This window comes from Cucumibacter marinus DSM 18995, from assembly GCF_000429865.1.
Classification (GTDB): Bacteria; Pseudomonadota; Alphaproteobacteria; order Rhizobiales; family Devosiaceae; genus Cucumibacter; species Cucumibacter marinus.
Genome location: NZ_AUCR01000002.1, coordinates 450,183 through 468,912, shown reverse-complemented (window position 1 = coordinate 468,912; position 18,730 = coordinate 450,183). Strand labels below are relative to the sequence as shown.

The 18,730-nt window shown below is 61.7% G+C and carries 17 protein-coding genes; 12 read left to right on the top strand and 5 right to left on the bottom strand.

The features are described 5' to 3' along the window. The first annotated feature begins 270 nt into the window (after positions 1-270). A complete protein-coding gene (gene carB / locus G489_RS0105500; RefSeq protein WP_029040696.1) occupies positions 271-3,720 on the top strand; it encodes a carbamoyl-phosphate synthase large subunit in 3,450 nt (1,149 codons plus the stop codon). A 350-nt stretch (positions 3,721-4,070) separates the two neighbouring features. Next, entirely contained in the window at positions 4,071-4,283 is a 213-nt protein-coding gene (locus G489_RS0105495) for a cold-shock protein (protein ID WP_029040695.1), read from the top strand. 88 nt (positions 4,284-4,371) lie between these two features. Here the strand turns inward: G489_RS0105495 and G489_RS19210 are convergent, their stop codons facing one another. Continuing rightward, complete coding sequence (locus G489_RS19210; RefSeq protein ID WP_245578816.1) at positions 4,372-5,553, bottom strand: PQQ-dependent sugar dehydrogenase; 1,182 nt, start codon at positions 5,551-5,553, stop codon at positions 4,372-4,374. A 348-nt stretch (positions 5,554-5,901) separates the two neighbouring features. Here G489_RS19210 and greA point away from each other — a divergent pair, with 348 nt between their 5' ends. The 3 genes from greA (at position 5,902) to G489_RS0105475 (ending at position 8,499) form a co-directional block, all read left to right on the top strand. Beyond that, positions 5,902-6,375, top strand: coding sequence for a transcription elongation factor GreA (gene greA / locus G489_RS0105485; protein ID WP_029040694.1), 474 nt, complete (start codon positions 5,902-5,904; stop codon positions 6,373-6,375). A 171-nt stretch (positions 6,376-6,546) separates the two neighbouring features. Continuing rightward, on the top strand, positions 6,547-7,512 hold the full coding sequence (gene trxB / locus G489_RS0105480) for a thioredoxin-disulfide reductase (RefSeq protein ID WP_035871516.1): 966 nt from the start codon (positions 6,547-6,549) through the stop codon (positions 7,510-7,512). Between the two features lie 93 nt (positions 7,513-7,605). Further along, complete coding sequence (locus tag G489_RS0105475) at positions 7,606-8,499, top strand: LysR family transcriptional regulator (protein WP_029040692.1); 894 nt, start codon at positions 7,606-7,608, stop codon at positions 8,497-8,499. Between the two features lie 911 nt (positions 8,500-9,410). Here the strand turns inward: G489_RS0105475 and G489_RS0105470 are convergent. Then, a complete protein-coding gene (locus tag G489_RS0105470) occupies positions 9,411-10,613 on the bottom strand; it encodes a pyridoxal phosphate-dependent aminotransferase (RefSeq protein ID WP_029040691.1) in 1,203 nt (400 codons plus the stop codon). A gap of 401 nt (positions 10,614-11,014) precedes the next feature. On the opposite strand from G489_RS0105470, the gene G489_RS0105465 reads away from it, so the two are divergent. Genes G489_RS0105465 through G489_RS0105455 form a run of 3 tightly spaced genes read left to right on the top strand, consistent with a single transcriptional unit; the run spans position 11,015 to position 13,259 of the window. Then, positions 11,015-12,133 carry a hypothetical protein gene (locus G489_RS0105465; RefSeq protein ID WP_029040690.1) on the top strand — a complete coding sequence of 373 codons (1,119 nt, stop codon included), beginning with the start codon at positions 11,015-11,017 and terminating at the stop codon, positions 12,131-12,133. Then, complete coding sequence (locus G489_RS0105460; protein ID WP_155889316.1) at positions 12,130-12,684, top strand: hypothetical protein; 555 nt, start codon at positions 12,130-12,132, stop codon at positions 12,682-12,684. The genes G489_RS0105465 and G489_RS0105460 overlap by 4 nt, the downstream gene beginning before the upstream one ends. Beyond that, positions 12,681-13,259 (top strand): hypothetical protein, encoded by a 579-nt coding sequence (locus G489_RS0105455; protein WP_029040688.1) that lies wholly within the window; start codon positions 12,681-12,683, stop codon positions 13,257-13,259. The genes G489_RS0105460 and G489_RS0105455 overlap by 4 nt, the downstream gene beginning before the upstream one ends. A gap of 36 nt (positions 13,260-13,295) precedes the next feature. Here G489_RS0105455 and G489_RS0105450 read toward each other — a convergent pair whose 3' ends face one another. Beyond that, the gene (locus G489_RS0105450) at positions 13,296-13,736 is read right to left on the bottom strand and encodes a DUF4864 domain-containing protein (RefSeq protein WP_029040687.1); all 441 of its coding nucleotides are present in this window, start codon (positions 13,734-13,736) and stop codon (positions 13,296-13,298) included. Positions 13,737-13,915: 179 nt separating this feature from the next. Here G489_RS0105450 and G489_RS0105445 point away from each other — a divergent pair, with 179 nt between their 5' ends. From G489_RS0105445 to G489_RS0105430, 4 genes are all read left to right on the top strand, one after another. After that, positions 13,916-14,170 (top strand): hypothetical protein, encoded by a 255-nt coding sequence (locus tag G489_RS0105445; protein WP_029040686.1) that lies wholly within the window; start codon positions 13,916-13,918, stop codon positions 14,168-14,170. A gap of 215 nt (positions 14,171-14,385) precedes the next feature. After that, positions 14,386-15,009: a Spy/CpxP family protein refolding chaperone gene (locus tag G489_RS0105440; RefSeq protein ID WP_029040685.1), complete on the top strand. Its 624-nt coding sequence runs from the start codon at positions 14,386-14,388 to the stop codon at positions 15,007-15,009. Positions 15,010-15,220: 211 nt separating this feature from the next. After that, entirely contained in the window at positions 15,221-16,471 is a 1,251-nt protein-coding gene (locus tag G489_RS0105435) for an aminotransferase class V-fold PLP-dependent enzyme (protein WP_155889324.1), read from the top strand. A 140-nt stretch (positions 16,472-16,611) separates the two neighbouring features. Beyond that, the gene (locus G489_RS0105430) at positions 16,612-17,514 is read left to right on the top strand and encodes a DMT family transporter (protein WP_155889315.1); all 903 of its coding nucleotides are present in this window, start codon (positions 16,612-16,614) and stop codon (positions 17,512-17,514) included. Positions 17,515-17,583: 69 nt separating this feature from the next. On the opposite strand, the gene G489_RS0105425 is transcribed toward G489_RS0105430, so the two are convergent. Next, entirely contained in the window at positions 17,584-17,979 is a 396-nt protein-coding gene (locus G489_RS0105425; protein WP_029040682.1) for a DUF2147 domain-containing protein, read from the bottom strand. Positions 17,980-18,050: 71 nt separating this feature from the next. Then, positions 18,051-18,725, bottom strand: a complete 675-nt coding sequence (locus G489_RS0105420) for a DUF2461 domain-containing protein (RefSeq protein WP_029040681.1) — start codon at positions 18,723-18,725, stop codon at positions 18,051-18,053. Positions 18,726-18,730: the final 5 nt, after the last annotated feature.

Sequence of the window (18,730 nt, the reverse complement as noted above, 5' to 3'; positions counted from 1 at the left end):
AAAACCGGCTATATCGGGATCAATTGATTGAAATGGAGCGCCGACGGTATGCGGCATGACCTTCATCATATGCTGAGACCCCGCCTGCCGATCAAGTGCTGGATGCCTCAGAGGTTCCACAGCCTGTCAACTTCCACCAAAATTGAGACGAGATGACACTGGCATTCGGCTTTTGCTTGGGCTAAACACCCGCAAACTTCGAATCCAGCCGCCGCCCACTCCCGCCCGGAACCCCCATGTTCCGCGCGGCCGGTAAGACCGAGCCAAAATATGCCCAAGCGCACCGACATCTCCTCGATCCTGATCATAGGCGCGGGGCCGATCATTATCGGCCAGGCCTGCGAGTTCGACTATTCGGGCACACAGGCCTGTAAGGCCCTCAAGGCCGAGGGCTACCGCATCATCCTTGTGAACTCCAATCCGGCGACGATCATGACCGACCCGGATGTGGCCGACGCGACCTATATGGAGCCGATCACCCCCGAATTCGTCGCCAAGGTCATCGAAAAAGAGCGCCCCGACGCGTTGCTGCCCACCATGGGCGGCCAGACCGCGCTCAACTGCGCGCTCTCGCTGCGCAAGATGGGCGTCTTGGAAAAATACGGCGTCGAGATGATCGGCGCCAGGGCCGAGGCCATCGACAAGGCCGAGGACCGCGAGCTGTTTCGCTCCGCCATGGAGAAGATCGGCCTCGAAACTCCGAACGCCGCCTTCGTCAACACATCGGAACTCAAGCAGCGCTTCCAGGCCGAGCACGATGCCCTGATCGCCGAGATCGAGGGCGAGGCCGAGCGCAAGGCTTTCGAGAAGAAATGGGCCGAGGGCGAACGCGCCCGGCGCGAAGAGCACCGGCTGACCGCCCAGCTCCAGGCGCTTGAAGCCTACAAGGTCACCAACCTGCCCGCCATCGTGCGGCCGTCCTTTACCCTCGGCGGTACAGGCGGCGGCGTCGCCTACACCCTCGATGAGCTCTACGAACTGGTGCTGCGCGGTGTCGACGCCTCGCCCACCAACGAAGTCCTTGTCGAAGAATCCGTCCTTGGCTGGAAAGAATTCGAGATGGAAGTGGTCCGCGACAAGGCGGACAACTGCATCATCATCTGCTCCATCGAGAATATCGACCCGATGGGGGTCCACACCGGGGACTCGATCACCGTCGCCCCCGCGCTGACACTGACCGACAAGGAATACCAGCGCATGCGCGACGCCTCGATCGCCGTCTTGCGCGAGATCGGCGTCGAAACCGGCGGCTCGAACGTTCAGTTCGCGGTCAACCCCGAAGACGGGCGCATGACCGTCATCGAGATGAACCCGCGCGTGTCGCGGTCATCCGCGCTGGCCTCAAAGGCCACCGGCTTCCCGATCGCAAAGGTCGCCGCCCGGCTGGCGGTTGGCTACACGCTCGACGAGCTCGAAAACGACATTACCGGTGGCGCCACTCCTGCCAGTTTCGAGCCCTCCATCGACTATGTGGTCACCAAGATCCCGCGCTTCGCCTTCGAGAAGTTCCCCGGGGCCGATAATCGCCTGACGACCGCCATGAAATCGGTCGGCGAAGCCATGGCCATCGGCCGGACATTTGCCGAAAGCCTTCAGAAAGCCCTGCGGTCGCTCGAAACCGGCCTGACCGGCCTCAACGAAATCGGCATTCCCGGCCTCGGCAAGGGTGACGACAAGAATGCCATTCGCGCCGCGCTCGCGGTGCCCACGCCGAACCGCCTGCTTCAGGTGGCTGAAGCGCTGCGTCTCGGCATGACGGTGGAAGCGGTGCACGACATCTGCAAGATCGATCCGTGGTTCCTGCGCCAGATCGAGGCCATCGTCGAGATGGAGAACAAGGTCCGCGAATACGGCCTGCCCGAGACCGAAGGCAATCTGCGCCGGCTCAAGGCACTCGGCCTTTCCGACGCCCGGCTGGCCGAATTGACCGGCAAGAAGGTCTCCGATGTGCGCAAGGCGCGCCATGCCCTCGGGGTGCGGCCCGTCTACAAGCGCATCGATACCTGCGCGGCCGAGTTCGCCTCGCCCACCGCCTATATGTACTCGACCTATGAGACGCCCTTTGCCGGCGCGCCGGCAGACGAGGCCCGGCCGACCGACGCCAAGAAGATCGTCATCCTCGGCGGCGGCCCGAACCGGATCGGCCAGGGTATCGAGTTCGATTATTGCTGCTGCCACGCCGCCTTTGCGCTGACCGATGCGGGTTACGAGACCATCATGGTCAACTGTAATCCCGAGACGGTCTCGACCGACTACGACACCTCCGACCGGCTCTATTTCGAGCCTCTGACCGAGGAAGACGTGCTCGAGATCCTCAAGACCGAGCAACAGAACGGCACGCTTCACGGCGTCATCGTCCAGCTTGGCGGCCAGACCCCGCTGCGGCTCGCCGAAGCGGTCAAGCAGGCCGGTATCCCGATCCTCGGGACCCAGCCGGAGAGCATCGACCTTGCCGAAGACCGTGACCACTTCCAGAAGCTTTTGAACAAGCTGGATCTGCGCCAGCCCTCGAACGGCATCGCCTATTCGCTCGAGCAGGCCCGCATGGTCGCCGAAAAGCTCGGCTTCCCGCTGGTCATCCGCCCCTCCTACGTGCTGGGCGGCCGCGCCATGGTCATCGTGCATTCGGCCGACGAGTTCGAAGACTATGTGCAGGGCACGCTGACCGAACTGGTGCCGCCCGACATCCGGCAGAAGTACCCCAACGACAAGACCGGGCAGATCAACTCCGTGATCGCCAACAACCCGCTCCTGTTCGACAGCTATCTTCAGGGCGCCACCGAGATCGACGTCGACTGCCTTGCCGACGGCACTGACGTGTTCGTGTGCGGCATCATGGAGCATATCGAGGAAGCCGGCATTCACTCCGGCGACAGCGCCTGCTCCCTGCCCCCGCAGAACCTTGATGCTGCCACCATCGAGGAGCTCAAGCGCCAGACCGGGGAAATGGCCCTCTCGCTCAATGTCGGCGGGTTGATGAACGTGCAATATGCGATCAAGGACGGCGAGATCTACGTCCTCGAAGTCAATCCGCGCGCCTCGCGGACTGTGCCGTTCGTCGCCAAGGTGATCGGCGTGCCCATCGCCAAGATCGGCGCCCGCATCATGGCCGGCGAGAAGCTGGCCGACTTCCACCTTTCGGAAAAGCCGATCAACCACATCGCCATCAAGGAAGCGGTCTTTCCCTTCGCCCGCTTCCCCGGCGTCGACACCGTGCTCGGCCCGGAAATGCGCTCGACCGGCGAGGTCATCGGCCTCGACACCGACTATGGCATGGCCTTTGCCAAGTCCCAGCTTGGCGGCGGAACCGGCGTGCCGCTTACCGGCACCGTCTTCATCTCGGTGCGCGACGGCGACAAGGCAACCATCACCCCGGCAGCGCGCAAGCTCGCCGATGCCGGGTTCGACATCGTTGCGACTTCCGGGACCCAGCGCCACCTCGTGGCCGAGGGCATTCCCGCCACCCGCGTCAACAAGGTGCTCGAGGGCCGGCCGCATATCGTCGACTCGATGAAGAACGGCGATATCCAGCTCGTCATCAACACCACCGAAGGCCGCCAGGCGCTGATCGACAGCCGCGACCTGCGGCGGACCGCGCTGATGGGCAAGATCCCCTACTACACCACCATCCCCGGCGCGGTTGCCGCCGTCGAGGGGATCATCGCCTATGCAAACGGCCAGGCTTCGGTGAAGGCGCTGCAGGACTATTTCGCCGCCTGACCCGAACAGGCTTCAGGGCCGGAAACGGTCTTCAGGAACGATTACCGCTCCGCCGCCAATACGCGCCGGGGCGGTTTTTTTGTGCCCACCGACTGCCGTTTGGGACCAGGGCGATCACCCGCGAAATACCCGCATCCCCCTGTGGGCAAGGGGCTTCATCTACTAATCAATTGCGCGTTGCGGCAAATTGTCCTATCCTTTCGCCATCGATATTGAGGGCCGATCGACCTGGCCCCGCGACCTGCTGTTTCGCGACTGCTGACGTTCTCCCCCAATTTTCGATGTGAAACTTGCTTTGCCGGTTCGCCGGCAGGCCCGGAACACTAGGTAACTTCGAAGGATACCCTGATATGGCTACCGGCACCGTTAAGTGGTTTAACGGCCAAAAAGGCTATGGCTTCATCCAGCCGGATGAAGGCGGCAGCGACGTGTTCGTGCACATCTCCGCCGTCCAGCGCTCGGGCTTGCAGAAGCTCGATGAAGGCCAAAAAATCAACTACGAAATCGTGACCGACCGTCGCACCGGCAAATCCGCTGCCGACAATCTGACGCCCGCAGACTGAACCGGGATGATATCGGCGGATTGATTTCCGGCGCCCCCTTTTCGGGGCGCCGTTTTGCTTTGTGCGTCCGATGTCCGGGCGCTAACCCCTACGCATCATTTGCTCTGGAAATCCGGATCAGCTCGCCATCTGCCTTGTCGGTAAGCAGGTAGATCGCGCCGTCCGGCCCCACCCGCACATCGCGGATGCGCCCGAATGCGCCCTTGAAAAGCTGCTCCTCGCCCGCGACTTCGTCGCCCTGCATGTCGAGCCGTGACAAGAGCTGGAACTTGAGCGCCCCGACCAGCAGATCACCCTGCCATTCGGGGAACATCTCGCCATCGTAAAACGCCAGCCCTGAAGGAGCGATCGAGGGGTCCCAGTAATAGACCGGCTGTTCCATGCCGGGTTTCGCATTGCCTTCCCCGATCTGCCCGCCGCCATAGTTTTCGCCATAGGCGATAACCGGCCAACCATAATTGGCGCCCGGATGCGGCTTGTTGATCTCATCGCCGCCCTGTGCGCCGTGCTCGACCGTCCAGAGCGAACCATCCGAAGGCCGCTTGGCCGCACCCTGCGGATTGCGATGGCCAATGGACCACAGCGCGTCGTGACCGGCTTCACCGACAAAGGGATTGTCTTGCGGGATCGAACCGTCCGGCGCGATGCGCACCACGGCACCCGCCAGATCCTCGATATCCTGGGCCCGTTCGCCCTGCCCTCGCTCGCCCAGCGTGACGAACAGATTGCCATCGTCCGCCACCACGATGCGCGAACCGAAATGCTGTCCGCGCGAGGTGAACCGGTTCATCTCGAAGATATCCTGCTGCCCAGTGAGCCGCGCACCTTCGGCATCCTCGATCAGCGTTGCCGCCATCACGGCCGTGCCGGCGCCGCCGTCGCCGGGTTTGGAGTAGCTGAGATAAAGACGGCGGGAATTCTCGAAATCCGGGGCAAGCACGACATCGAGCAAGCCGCCCTGCCCATTGGCCCAGACATCGGGCACACCGGCAACCGGCTCGGAAATCTTACCGTTGCGCACGATCCTCAGCGCCCCGGGCCGTTCGGTCACCAGGTATCCACCCGCGGGCAGAAACGCCACCGACCACGGATAGCTCAGGCCGTCGACAAGCGTTTCTGCCTTCAGCGGCCCCGCGCTCGACTCAAATCGGGATTGTCCCGTCGCCGCCACCGGCGCACTCATGAAGGTGACAAGCGCCACCACGCCCAAGGCGCGCATCAACGGCGTTCGGCGTGCGGTCTTCATCCTGGCATCATCGGTTACGCTCATCTCGGCCTCCCGGTCTTGATCGGCATTGTCGCCGTCGTGATCGTCATTATGCATTCAACCACTTCGCATTCGATTTGGATCGCCTCGGGGCCAACACCAATCCGTGATCGCTCCCTCTGCGTGCCCCTTGAAACGCTGATTGCGACACCTACTTATCCCTCTTGATCCCCGCTGACCGGGCGTTTCGAACTTTTCGCTTAAACCTGCTGGGATTTTTGCTAAGATCGGTGATGAGTTTTGCTGTGTCGGCCTGAGGCGCGAAGCGCGAAGGTCGGCTTTTTTGTATCGCCGCGCCAACCGGCCGCGGCGGTTGGATGTTGTTGTTGAACTACAAGGAAGGGACGGAAAATGGAAAAGGTCCCCATGACGAAAAACGGTCACGTGCAACTGACCGAAGAACTGGAACGCCGCGTCGCGATTGAGCGCCCGCGCATCATCGAGGCGATCTCGGAAGCGCGTGCCCATGGCGATCTCAGCGAAAACGCGGAGTACCATGCCGCCAAGGAGATGCAGAGCCACAATGAGGGCCGCATCAAGGAGCTCGAAACCCTGCTGGCGCTGGCCGACATCATCGATGTCACCAAGCTGTCCGGCGATACGGTGAAATTCGGCGCGACCGTCAGAATCGTCGACGAAGACACCGATCAGGAAAAGACCTACACGATCGTCGGCGACCCTGAGGCGGACGCCAGCGCTGGCCGAATCTCGATCTCTTCGCCCATCGCCCGTGCGATGATCGGCAAGGAAGTCGGTGATTCCATTGAAGTCACCGCCCCTGGCGGTGCGCGCGGCTACGAGATCCTCGAGATCAATTACGTCTGACCGACGCGCTTCACAGTCGAACGCTTTGCAGGGCCCTTCGGGGCCCTGTTTCTTTTGGGTCGCTTTCACCCCGGTTTTACCCAGCCGCGACCACCCCGCACCTTGCGCCCGGGGGGTGGGTCACCTTATCTAGGCGAAAGTTTTGAAATCTCCTTGCTGTGGAAGTGCCCCATGCACGCACCCGTCATGATCATCGGTTCCGGCCCGGCCGGTTACACCGCCGCCATCTATGCTGCCCGCGCCATGCTGAACCCGGTGTTGATCACCGGGCTCGAGCCCGGTGGCCAGCTCACCATCACCACCGATGTCGAGAACTATCCCGGTTTTGCCGATGTCATCCAGGGCCCCTGGCTCATGGAACAGATGAAGGCTCAGTCCGAGCATGTCGGCACAAAAATGGTGTCCGATACCATCACCGAGGTCGATCTCGGTTCCCGCCCCTACACGCTGAAGGGCGACAGCGGCGAGACCTATACTTGCGATGCGCTGATCATTGCGACCGGCGCCAAGGCGAAATGGCTCGACCTGCCTTCGGAGCAGAAATTCAAGGGCTTCGGCGTATCTGCTTGCGCAACCTGCGACGGCTTTTTCTATCGCGACAAGGAAGTACTGGTGATCGGCGGCGGCAATACCGCGGTCGAAGAAGCGCTGTTCCTCACCAATTTCGCCTCCAAGGTGACCCTGGTGCATCGCCGCGACGAGCTGCGCGCCGAGCGCATCCTGCAGGACCGCCTGTTCAAGCATCCCAAGATCGAGGTGATGTGGGATACCGCGCTGGAAGAAGTGACCGGCAATGCCATGCCGCCTTCGGTGACCGGCGCCAGGCTCAAGAACCTCAAGACCGGCGAAATCATCGAAAAAACCGTCGACGGCATCTTTGTCGCCATCGGCCACGCACCGGCGACCGAACTGTTCAAGGACAAGCTTGAAACCAAGCAGGGCGGCTATCTCGTCACCCAGCCCGACAGCACCGCGACCTCCCTCCCCGGTGTTTTCGCTGCCGGCGATGTGACCGACGATATTTACCGCCAGGCAGTGACCGCTGCCGGCATGGGCTGCATGGCGGCGCTCGAGGCGGAACGCTATCTCGCCGAGATCGGCCTTGCCGAAGGCGCGAGCACCGAAGCGGCGGAATAAATAACGGAGCGGCTTGCCCGCACCGACAAAGAGGCTAGGCTGACCGCGGTCCTTGCGACCGCGGCATCGGCTTTTGAGGAGGGGGACCCGTCAATGCTCGATTGGGACAAGCTGCGCATATTTCATATCGCAGCAGAGGCCGGCAGTTTCACCCATGCCGCCGAGCGGCTGAATATGAGCCAGTCCGCCGTTTCCCGGCAGGTCTCCGCGCTCGAAGAGGATCTGGGGTTCAAGCTCTTCATCCGCCACGCGCGCGGGCTCGTGCTCACCGAGGTTGGAGAGCAGCTCTTCCGCACCGCCCATCGCATGGCGTGGGAACTGCAATCCGTCGAAGCGCAGATGTCCGAGAGCCGCGACATGCCCTCGGGACCCCTGCGCGTCACCACGACGGTCGGCATCGGCTCGACCTGGCTGACCGCCCGGATCCATGAATTCGTGCAGATGTTCCCCACTATCCAGCTCGACATCAAACTCTCCGACGCCGAGCTCGACCTGGCCATGCGCGAGGCCGATGTCGCCATCCGCCTGCATCGGCCCAACCAGTCCGAGATGATTCAGCGCAAGCTGTTCGATGTGCACTTCCACATCTATGCGTCGGCCGAATATCTCAAGAACCGCGGTGAGCCCAAGACCGTCGAGGAACTCGACCAGCATTCCATCGTCACCTTCGGCGATCCGACACCGTCCTTCCTCGGCGATGTGAACTATCTCGAGCGCGTCGGCCGGCTCGACAGCACGCCCCGCCAGCCGACCCTGCGTGTCAATGCGATCTATTCCATGATGCAGGCCGCCAAGCAGGGCATAGGCATTGCCATGCTCCCGGACTACATCACCGAGAACCAGCCTGAACTGACCCGGATTCTCTCCCAGGTCGAGCTGCCGCTGTTCGAGACCTATTTCGTCTATCCCCCCGCGCTCAAGAACTCGAAACGAGTCGGCGTTTTCCGGGACTTCCTGGTCGCCAAGGCCCGGGAATGGGCATACTAGGCGTCCACTGCCCACCGGCACACGCACGACTTTCAAAAATCCCAACCTTCTAAACTCCTGATGTCATTATCGAAATCCGGCAAAGAACAGCTGCGTCGCAATTTACTTAACATATGCATCATCTGCATGCCTGCTATGCGCACCACCCCCTAGCGCTCCGCGGCCATCTCCCCCATATACCCACCCAGCGATGCGGTTGCTGTTTTTTCCTCCTCCCTGGACAGCGCCTCATCCCGAAGAGGGATACCTCTTCTTCCTAGGCTCCGCTTGACCCTGTAGCGGAGCCTTTTTCTTTGTCTGGAGCCCTGCGTTTTTGAGGCTCCTGAGTAATGCGCGGGATGCATGGCTGACATGTGCGGGAACCGGTTGCGGATCACCCGGGTTACAGCCATATAGCACCCATGACGCACGGCGGTGTTCCCTCCTCCCTCGCCGCCGCGCGATCGGACCGATGTCTGTCCCTCCTCCCTCGGGCACGGTCCACCACTTGAAGGGTTTTCCCTTTGCGACAGGCTCCGTCATTGCGACGGAGCCTTCTTCTTTTGGGTGGGAGTTGCGGCGGACCGGGGTCCGCGTCCGAAAGAGATGCGGACCTTAGCCATGCAAAAACAGCATGGCCGCTATGACCAAGGTCATCTTGCTGACCAGACGGTCAAGGCGCATATAGAACTCACATTGCTTGACACGTTCCCTCCTCCCTCGTTGTCAAGCAGTCAGATCGGTGCTCGTTCCCTCCTCCCTCGCGTGCCGATCGAACTAAAAGGGGTTTCCCCTTCTCAAGGCTCCGCTTCCGCGGGGCCTTTTTTTTGCGCGATCGCCTGAGCGAAGTTGGTGCCCGCCTTCAGCAAAGCCCGAACGGCACAAAAAAGGGCGCCCACAGGCGCCCTTGAATTCCGTAATGAAACCGGCAGCTACTTCAGCGACGCCATGAAATTCGCGATCCGCTCACAGGCCTTCTCGAGCGCCTCGGTCGAGGTCGCATAGCTGACCCGGAAATGCGGGCTCAGCCCGAAGGCCGCGCCATGCACCGCGGCCACGTTCTCGCAGTCGAGCAGCGCCAGCACGAAGTCCTCGTCAGTCTCGATCACCTTGCCATTGGGCGCGGTCTTGCCAATCGCGCCGGCGCAGGACGGGTAGAGATAGAACGCCCCTTCCGGCACCAGGCACTCGATACCGTCAATGGCATTGAGCTTTTCCGCCACCATGTCGCGGCGCCCGCGGAAGGTTTCGACCCAGTCCTTGAGGAAGGTCTGGTCGCCATTGAGCGCTTCGACTGAAGCCCACTGTGCAATCGAGCAGGGGTTCGAGGTCGACTGCCCCATCAGCTTGCGCATGCCATTGGCCAGCCATTCCGGTCCCGCCGAATAGCCGATCCGCCAGCCGGTCATCGAATAGGCCTTGGAGACGCCGTTCATGGTCAACGTGCGGTCCTTGAGGCCCGGCTCGACCATGGCGATGGTCACGAACTCGTTGCCGTCATAGATCAGGTGCTCATAGATGTCGTCGGTCAGGATCATCACCTGCGGATGACGCATCAGCACATCGGCGAGCTTCTTCATGTCCTCGCGCGAATAGGCGGCGCCCGACGGGTTGCTCGGCGAATTGAGGATCAGCCATTTGGTCTTGGGCGTGATCGCCGCTTCGAGCTGTTCGGGCGTGATCCGGAATTTCTGTTCCGCCGTCGCTTCGACGACCACCGGGGTCGCGCCGGTCAGCCGCACGATCTCGGGATAGCTCACCCAATAGGGCGCGGGGATGATCACTTCGTCGCCCGGGTCGAGGGTCGCGACCATCGCATTGAAGATGATCTGCTTGCCGCCCACACCGACGGTGATGTTGGCCGGGGTGTAATCGAGCCCGTTCTCACGCTTGAACTTGTCGACAATGGCCTGCTTGAGCTCGGGAATGCCGTCAACGGCTGTGTATTTGGTCTTGCCTTCGGCAAGCGCCTTGATCGCCGCCTGCTTCACATGCTCGGGCGTGTCGAAGTCCGGCTCGCCCGCGGACAGGGCGATAACGTCGGCACCCGATGTTTTCTTGTCCCGTGCCAACTGAGAAATGGTCATCGTGGCGGACGGGCGAACACGTTGCAGCGCTTCGGAAATCTGGGACATTTTACATCCGGGAGATTGGGGTTGATTGACGCGCAGGGTCTACACCCCCGCCCCTTTTGAAGCAAGGGCGCACCAAGGGCGCTGCAAAGGCGCCAGCCTTTCAGACCCCTTCAAACCCCTGTTGAAGGGCAAGCAAGGGGCCCCACCAACCAAAGGGCAATTACGGTGCAATGTTCGCCTGACTGGGCGAGAGACGGAATGCTGGATCCGCGCCACGCCCAATCCTACTGATATACGTAAGTATAATTACTTAGAATATCAGATGTAACAACACGAATATACAGTTATTATTCACAGCTTTTCAACATAACAATCAATAATTCGAATTTTATGTTTCGGCGTTATGGGAAATGCAACAATGAGCCCGCGGCAAAAAGAGGCTGATCTGCGGGGGCAAGCGCATGGGGACTGCGCTCAAGCTGTTATTGTCGTTCGGTTTTTGCCTCGTCGTCGCCGCCTGCACGACGCTGGAGACCGCTGATATCCAGCAAAGCTATACACAGACGGTTCGCAAACTCGGCATCGTACCGGTCTACCCGCCCCGCGAGGAATTCCAGATCGGTGACGTGTTCGTTGCTTCATTCGGGATGAAACCGGGCAGCAGGCAGGTCGACATCAACGACTCCGCCCGCGTCTGGGTCGCTGATTTTCCTGAGGTCGCGGACGCCGCCGACGACTTCATGGGATCGCGCATCGTTTTTCGTTCCGGAACCACCAGCAAGAGAGAAGACGGGGACGCAGCCGCCAACACTCCCGATTTGTTCGGTCGGAAGCTGACGCGGCGAAAGGCGGTGAACATCGAAACGCTGCCGATCTCGGCGTTTCCGAGTATTACCGCAGATGCCGGGTTCACAGCAGGACTTGGAATTTCGCAAGCCCTCCAGTCGCTCGGGATCGGCGGCGGTGACAGAACCCTGGTTCGGCTGGATTTCAACGATGTCCGCACCTACTGGGTCGAACCGGTTAAGCTGGACCAGGTCGATATCCGAAATCGCCTCCTCACCGGGACGATCATTCCCAAGCAGTTGGGACCAACCAATCCCATATATACTTCGTTGAAAGACCGCGAACGCATCGAGGAACTTGCGGGGCGCGACATATCAAAAACCCGATGCACCGCTGCAGTCGTCGTCACGCGTGTGTACCTGACTCGGCAAATCAACTTCACCTACTACAACGCTGCCATCATCGCCGCCGGCCTGCGGCGGGCAGAAGAAGGCCAGACCGCCCCTGCCGCGCCGGTACCGTCGCGAATTACCGTCAACGTCAATCAGGCGACGGGGGAGGCCAAGGTGGCGGGCTCGACCGATGACGAACTGACAGACCTTCAGACCAAGATCGATAGTTTTTCGACGGGCGATACCCAGGGCACCAGCCTCAATTTTCAGTCCTGGAACGCCCTCGGCATCACCTTCTCCAAGACCTACGACCGCCCGGTGGCCATTGGCTATGAAGGGTTCAGCTTCCCGGTCGATATCGGCAAGAACGCCACTCAGAAAGGTTATCCGAGATGCTCATGAAACACCTGTTGGTAGCGCTGTTGGTCGTCGGCACTTTCAACCCGATCGTGATTCTGGCGCAGGATAATGCAGATGCGGATGCTCCCGCGGTCGAACTTCCCGCAGCAGGAACCGGCGAGCAATACACGCGATTCCTGTCCCGCATTCCCAACCTGCCGGTGCTTGAGAATGGCGGAGAGGCTGATCTGCTTGTCCAGTATTTTGCCAACCGCAAGGGTGAGGTCGCGGGCCTGTCGTACACGGCGATCAACGCGGTCGACTCTGCATCCTGCGATTTGTTTTCGCGAGGCGCCGAAGTGTGTTGGTGCGCGGGCGACGAGCCGGAGCCGCGCGGTTGTGCCGGCGACTTTGGCGGTGGCGGCGGCACAGGAGTAACCCTGCAAACGGTCGACCTTGATGTCGTTGTCCTGCCCACTCTCAGCCCACGCGGAGACATGGATTTCTCTCTGCAGGTTCAGCGCAAGATCACCGAGGACCTGAAAACCATCGACGTTCCCGGTTTCTCGCTCAGCGCCGAAGAGCAGCAGCAACTTCTGGAGCAGGTGGAATGATGCGTCTTCTCCTGCCTGCAATCACTCTGGTAGCAGCGCTCAACAGCTTTCCGGCATCCGCGCAAGATGCACCGGAAGGTCTGCCGCCTGCCCTCGCCGACGAGTATAGGGACCTTCAGAACGAACTCATGGTGGAGAATTTGCGCGGCCAGGTCGAAGCGAAGCGCAAGGCCAACGCCATCGACTACAAAACTGCAGCCACGAACTACAAGGAAGCCGCGGAAGCGTTCAGGGATGCGGAAATCGCCGCCCATCAGGCCGCACTGGCGGGACGCAGTTATCCTGATATCCGCATTAATTCCGCACGCCTGTTCCAGATTTCGGATCCCGCGCGCGAATGCAACGCGAAGTACTTTGTGGAATGGAAGTGCTATGGCGGCGACGCTTCGGCCGACCCGCCCATCTTTCCTGACAAATGCAGCTTCACGGCAGACGAAAAGATGTGCGGGCAACCTGGCGCGTCAAACCAGCCCGTCATGTTCGAGATCGAGTACGCCTGCGCCGATCGGGTGAAACAGCAGCGCGTCCCGTTCGGGGAAAGCGTCCATCTCACCTGTCGCGACAACGCGGAATAGTCCCGACCCCGCGCCCGGAGTAAATCGTCGCCCCGGCTAGATCGTCACGCCGGGCGCGGCGCGCATCTGCACACCCCAGACCCGCCAGCCCTCTTCTTCGAGCCGCATCTGGTAGAGCGCCTCGAAATTCTTGAGGTCGGGGCCGACGATATTCACTTCCTGCAGCGCCACGCCTTCACCCACGATCCGGAAATCGCCGAAGGAATGCGTGCGGGAATTGATGATCGGGCTGTAGCCGCCGCTCAGCGCATTGACGAAGACGGCCGGATCGTCGAACGCGGCGCGGAACCCTGCCCCGGCGAACGAGAGCGCGCCCGCCCCGTCTCCCGCGCGGAACGCTTCGATCTGGCCGGTAATCGAGGCCTGCCAGGGCGCCTCGGTGGCCGGGTCGGTGGTTGTGGCGTCCTGGGCGCTGCCGGCACCGGCGAACGCCACGACAAGAATGGCCGCCAACATCAGTTTCAGGCGAATGAACATGTGCACCTCCTCAAGGGGCGCTCAGCCCCTTTCAATGGGTTACCGAAAGGTAACCCGTCATGCCCCTCGTCATGGAACCGCCGCAAAATCGCGACGATGAAACCGCAACCCGCTCAAAATCTTTGCGCATTCAAAGCGCCTAATCAGCCTAATCGCAGCTACTCAAGGAGACCATAGCGATGCCTTCCCGCGTTGTTCACATTGCCGCGACGCTGACTTCCGCCCTGCTTGTTGCCGTTCCGGCCATGTCGGCACCGGCCCTGGCGGCGCCCACAGGCGCGCAGCCCGAGGGCGGCGCCTTTGCCGCGGTGTTCGTATGCGCCCTCCTTGTATCCGGATTTATCACTGCCTATGTGATGAATCAGACGTCCCGTCTGTTGCGCAAGCAGGCGGTTCGGGTTCGCGAAGTTGACAATCCTCAGCGATTTGACTGACCTCCCCCCTTTGACAGTCTAAGCGAACATCTGGCCGGCCCTTTGGGTCGGCCTTTTTGCTTTGTGTTCAACGTCTTGCCGCACCTTACCAAGCTTGCCGTTTTTTCATCTCACCGCAAAGTTGAGGCAAGGCGCCTCCTGTCAGTCTCCATGTCGTCGCCGGCACACAGTGGCCCTCCGGCGGCGCCGCAACCAACCCAATGGAGACTGATCGAATGACCCTCTTGAAAACCTTCACCCTGCCCCTCGCCCTCGCCGCAACCATGGCCTCTACCGCCGTGCCGATGGTGGCCTATGCCCAGGAAACGCCCGACGGCACGCCCGTCACCCAGGCGCATCAGATGCAGCGCGGCCAGGCCGTGCACAGGGGAGACCATCAGCGCGGCATGCGCGGCGGGCCCGAGATGCGCGATGGCCCTGGCATGCGCGGCGGTGGTCCCTTCTCTTTCACTTGCGAGGCCAATGGCGCCATGCGCGTTTCCGCCATGATCGAGCACACCGGCGACCGGGTCGAACTGACTCCCGACCAGGAGCCGCTTCTGGCCGCGCTGTCTGATGCCGCGCTTGCCGCCCAGGCCGACTATGCCGCGGTGTGTGCCGCGCTCAATGCCGAAGAGCCCGGCGACGCGGTCGACAATATCCGCCTGCGTCAGAGCCTTGGTGAGGCGCGCCTCACCGCCGTTGACAGCGTTCTGCCGGCATTCGAGGCATTCTTCGACAGCCTGACCGATGACCAGAAGGCCGAACTGGCCCCCAACAACCACGGCTTGGCCCACGGTCATCGCGGCGGAGACAACGACCGGGGCGGCCCTGAGCAGTCTGGCCGCCGGGGCAGCTGACCCCGCCAATCACGAGCCGGACAGCGTGGCGTTCGTTGAAGTACTTGCCTGTCCGCCCACCGGCCTCTCCGCCGGGCCTGCGCTCCCCCAGGGGGTGCAGGCCCGTCATATTTGCGGCGTCACTGCCCATACGCCCCTTGTCGGCTCGATTTTGGCGGTCTAGCGTCTCTCGAAGCCCCCGCAGAGAGATGGACCCACCGTGAGCAATTCAATGCCGTCCCGGCAAACCCAGAAGGACCTGCCCCTCAACCCGGCAAAACTGCGCTCGCATTTCCCGGCATTCGAAGAGCCTTCACTGCGCGATTGGGCCTTTTTCGAGAACGCCGGCGGTGCCTATCCCTGCCGCCAGGTCATCGACCGGCTCAACGACTATTACCTCACCAAGAAGGTCCAGCCCTACAGCCCCTATCCTGCGTCCAGCGAGGCGGGCCAGGCGATGGACCTCGCTTATGCGCGCCTCGCCGCGGCGCTGAACGTGCCCGTCGATGCCGTCCATTTCGGTCCTTCGACCTCGGCCAACACCTATATGCTGGCCCATGCGCTTGCCGGCCATATCCGGCCCAACAGCGCCATCGTCGTCACCAATCAGGACCATGAGGCCAATTCGGGCGCCTGGCGCCGCCTCGCCGCCGAAGGCCATGAAATCCGCGAGTGGAAGGTCAATTCCTCCACCGGCCGCCTCGACCCGGACGACCTTGAAGAGTTGCTCGACGACAAGGTCGCTTTTGTCGCCTTCCCGCATGTTTCCAACATTGTCGGCGAGATCAATCCGGCCAACCAGATCTGCGCCCGGCTGCGCGAGGCCGGCATTCTCAGCATTGTCGACGGCGTCGCTTATGCTCCCCACGGCCTGCCTGATCTCGGCAATCTCGGTGCCGATATCTACCTGTTTTCGGCCTACAAGACCTATGGCCCCCATCTCGGCGTGATGATGATCCGCCCCGAGCTCGGCCGGGTGCTGGCCAATCAGGGTCACTATTTCAACGACAGGTTCCTGCGCAAACGTCTGACCATTGCCGGCCCGGACCATGCCCAGATCGCGGCCGCTGCCGGCATTGTCGACTACCTCGAAGCCGTCGCGGGCCTTGCCGCTGATCAGACCGGAGACGCCACACCCTTCCGCCGCGCCCACACGGCCATGCGCGCGCAAGAGACCATGCTGATGGCCCCGCTCCTCAACTACCTCACCGACCGCAACGACATTCGCCTTGTCGGCCCCGCCGAACCCGAGAGCCGCGCACCGACCATCTCGGTCATCGCCGATCGGCCGGGCGGCGAGATCGCCAAGGGCCTGGCTCAACATGGCATCATGGCCTCGGGCGGCCATTTCTATGCCGTGCGCCTGATGGAGGCGATGGGCATCGATCCCGACCACGGCGTGCTGCGGCTGTCCTTCCTCCACTACACCGAGCCCGAAGAGATCGAACGTCTCATCGCAGCGCTTGAGGTCGAACTGGCCTGATTGAACACCGTGGCCCCGTATTGCTCCGGGTTGCTAATTCTGCAATTCACTGGCATGGAAAACGGGCGCCCTGACGGGTGCCCTTTCCGGCTGTCTTTGGGCCGGACCCTTCCCGGTTTCTCGATCAGGTGAACACTGCCATGTCGCCCACCATGCCTCGCCCGCTGGCGCTTTGCGTATTGTTGATTGCCACCATGGTGTGGGGCTTTGCCTTCATTGCGCAAAAGACCGCGATGGAAGCCATGGGGCCGCTCACCTTCATCGCCTCGCGCTACATTCTGGGCGGCCTTGTCATCCTGCCCCTGGCGCTGATCGAACACCGCCGCCGCGCCGAACCCATTTCGCGCCGCGACTGGCAGGTCATGGGATTGGTCTCGGTCGCGTTCTTCATCGCCTCCTGGCTGCAGCAGGCGGGGCTGATGTCCACCAGCGTCACCAATGGCGGCTTCCTCACAGGGCTGTATGTGTTCTTCGTGCCCTTCATTCTGCTCGTGCTCCTGCGCACCGCGCCGCACCCGGTGGTCTGGATCGGCATGCCGATGGCCGTCGCCGGTCTGTACCTGCTCAATGGCGCCAGCTTCACCTCCATGGTCACCGGCGATTATCTGATCATCGCCAGCGCGTTTTTCTGGGGCGTTCATGTGCTGGTGCTCGGCTACCTGGCACGCTCGACCGCCCGGCCCATCTTCATCTCTTCGGTGATCTTCCTGCTGGCCGGCCTGTTCGCCGCTGTGGGTGCCTTCGCCACCGAGCCGGTCACCCTTGATGCCTTCCGCCTCGGTTGGGGCGAAATCCTTTATGCCGGGCTGCTGTCGACCGCGGTCGGCTTCACCTTTCAGGCCATTGCCCAACAACACGTTCCGCCCGCCAACGCGGCAATCATTCTGTCGGCAGAATCTCTCTTCGCAGCGTTGGGTGGCGCCCTGTTCCTCGGGGAGCGCCTTCCCCTGATCGGCTATCTCGGCGCGGCGCTGATCTTCATCGCCATCGTGGCTGTTGAAACGCTGCCCCTCTTGCGCAGAAAGCCAGCCGCCACCGGCTGATTTTCCGTCCCGGGGCAACAAAAAAGGGCCGCATGCGGCCCTTCTTTCGATCATTCCTGTTCGCCCCGGTCAGCGGCGCGTCATCACCAGGTTGTCGCACAGAACCAGCAACACGCAGCCGGTGACCTTCAATTCGTTTCGTCCGACCATCTCCACCGTCCCGTTGATGGTGGTGTCTTCCAGCGTCACCTGGCCGCGCCAGCGGTTTGGCCCGGTCCGCGGCAGCTTCTCGAACAGATAGGTGCCGATATATTTCTTGTTTCTTTCGGTCTGCTGGTCGGGCCGGATATAGACTACGAGGGCGCAGAGTTGGCTCCCGTCACCGCAAAGGGTTACCCGGTAGCGCGCCTCCTTGCCCGGAGGCTCCCAGATGCCATGCGGATTGAAATTCTCTGCCTGAGCAGCCGGCACCCCGGTCAAAACCAAAACAAGCGCCGCCAGCCATTGCTTGAACGTTCTGAACATACCTCTTCCCATCAGCCACCCCGCAAAGGCGACCTATCACCCACTTATGGCGCCTTTTCGACTGCCAAATGTCAAGCCACGACGCTGAACATATATTTATTCACCTCGGCCAAACCAGTACAAATGCGAGATAGATAGGGAATTGCTTTGTTTCCAAAGAGTTCCTGCGGATATTGCATACGTTGCGTCCGCAAAACGACCGACTTTCGCCGCAGCCATTCCGCCGATTCGCTCCCCGAATCATAGCCTTTCGGCACGCGTGTGAGCTCCGGTTGGTCCGGCAAGGCGCCCAGTGCCCTGGCACCAGCCGTCGCAGCCTCGATTCCGGCGCCGCCATCGGCCTCGACCGCCTGCCTGAACTTGAGGAGCTGATCGGCATCGAGCCCCCACTGCCCGGCCCCGAACGCGAACCCGTCGGCATGAAACACAAGATGGATGCCCGGCGACCGGTTGGGGTGATCCCCGCACCAGAACACCAGATGCGCATGGGTGTGATAGGGCGTCTTGTCCTTGGAAAACCGGGTGTCGCGAAAGATCCGGCGCATCGAGCCATTGATTTTGGGCACCGCCTTGTGCGGCGGGTCGAGCGCCTCGACAACCGGCGCAAGCCCGACAATCAGGTCCATCAGCGGATCGACGATCGATGCCTGATATCTCTCGCGATTGGCATCGAACCAGGCCTTGTCATTGTTATTGGAGAGGTCCTTGAGGAACCCGGTGAAATCCTTGGGCAATCCGGCAAACATCTGCG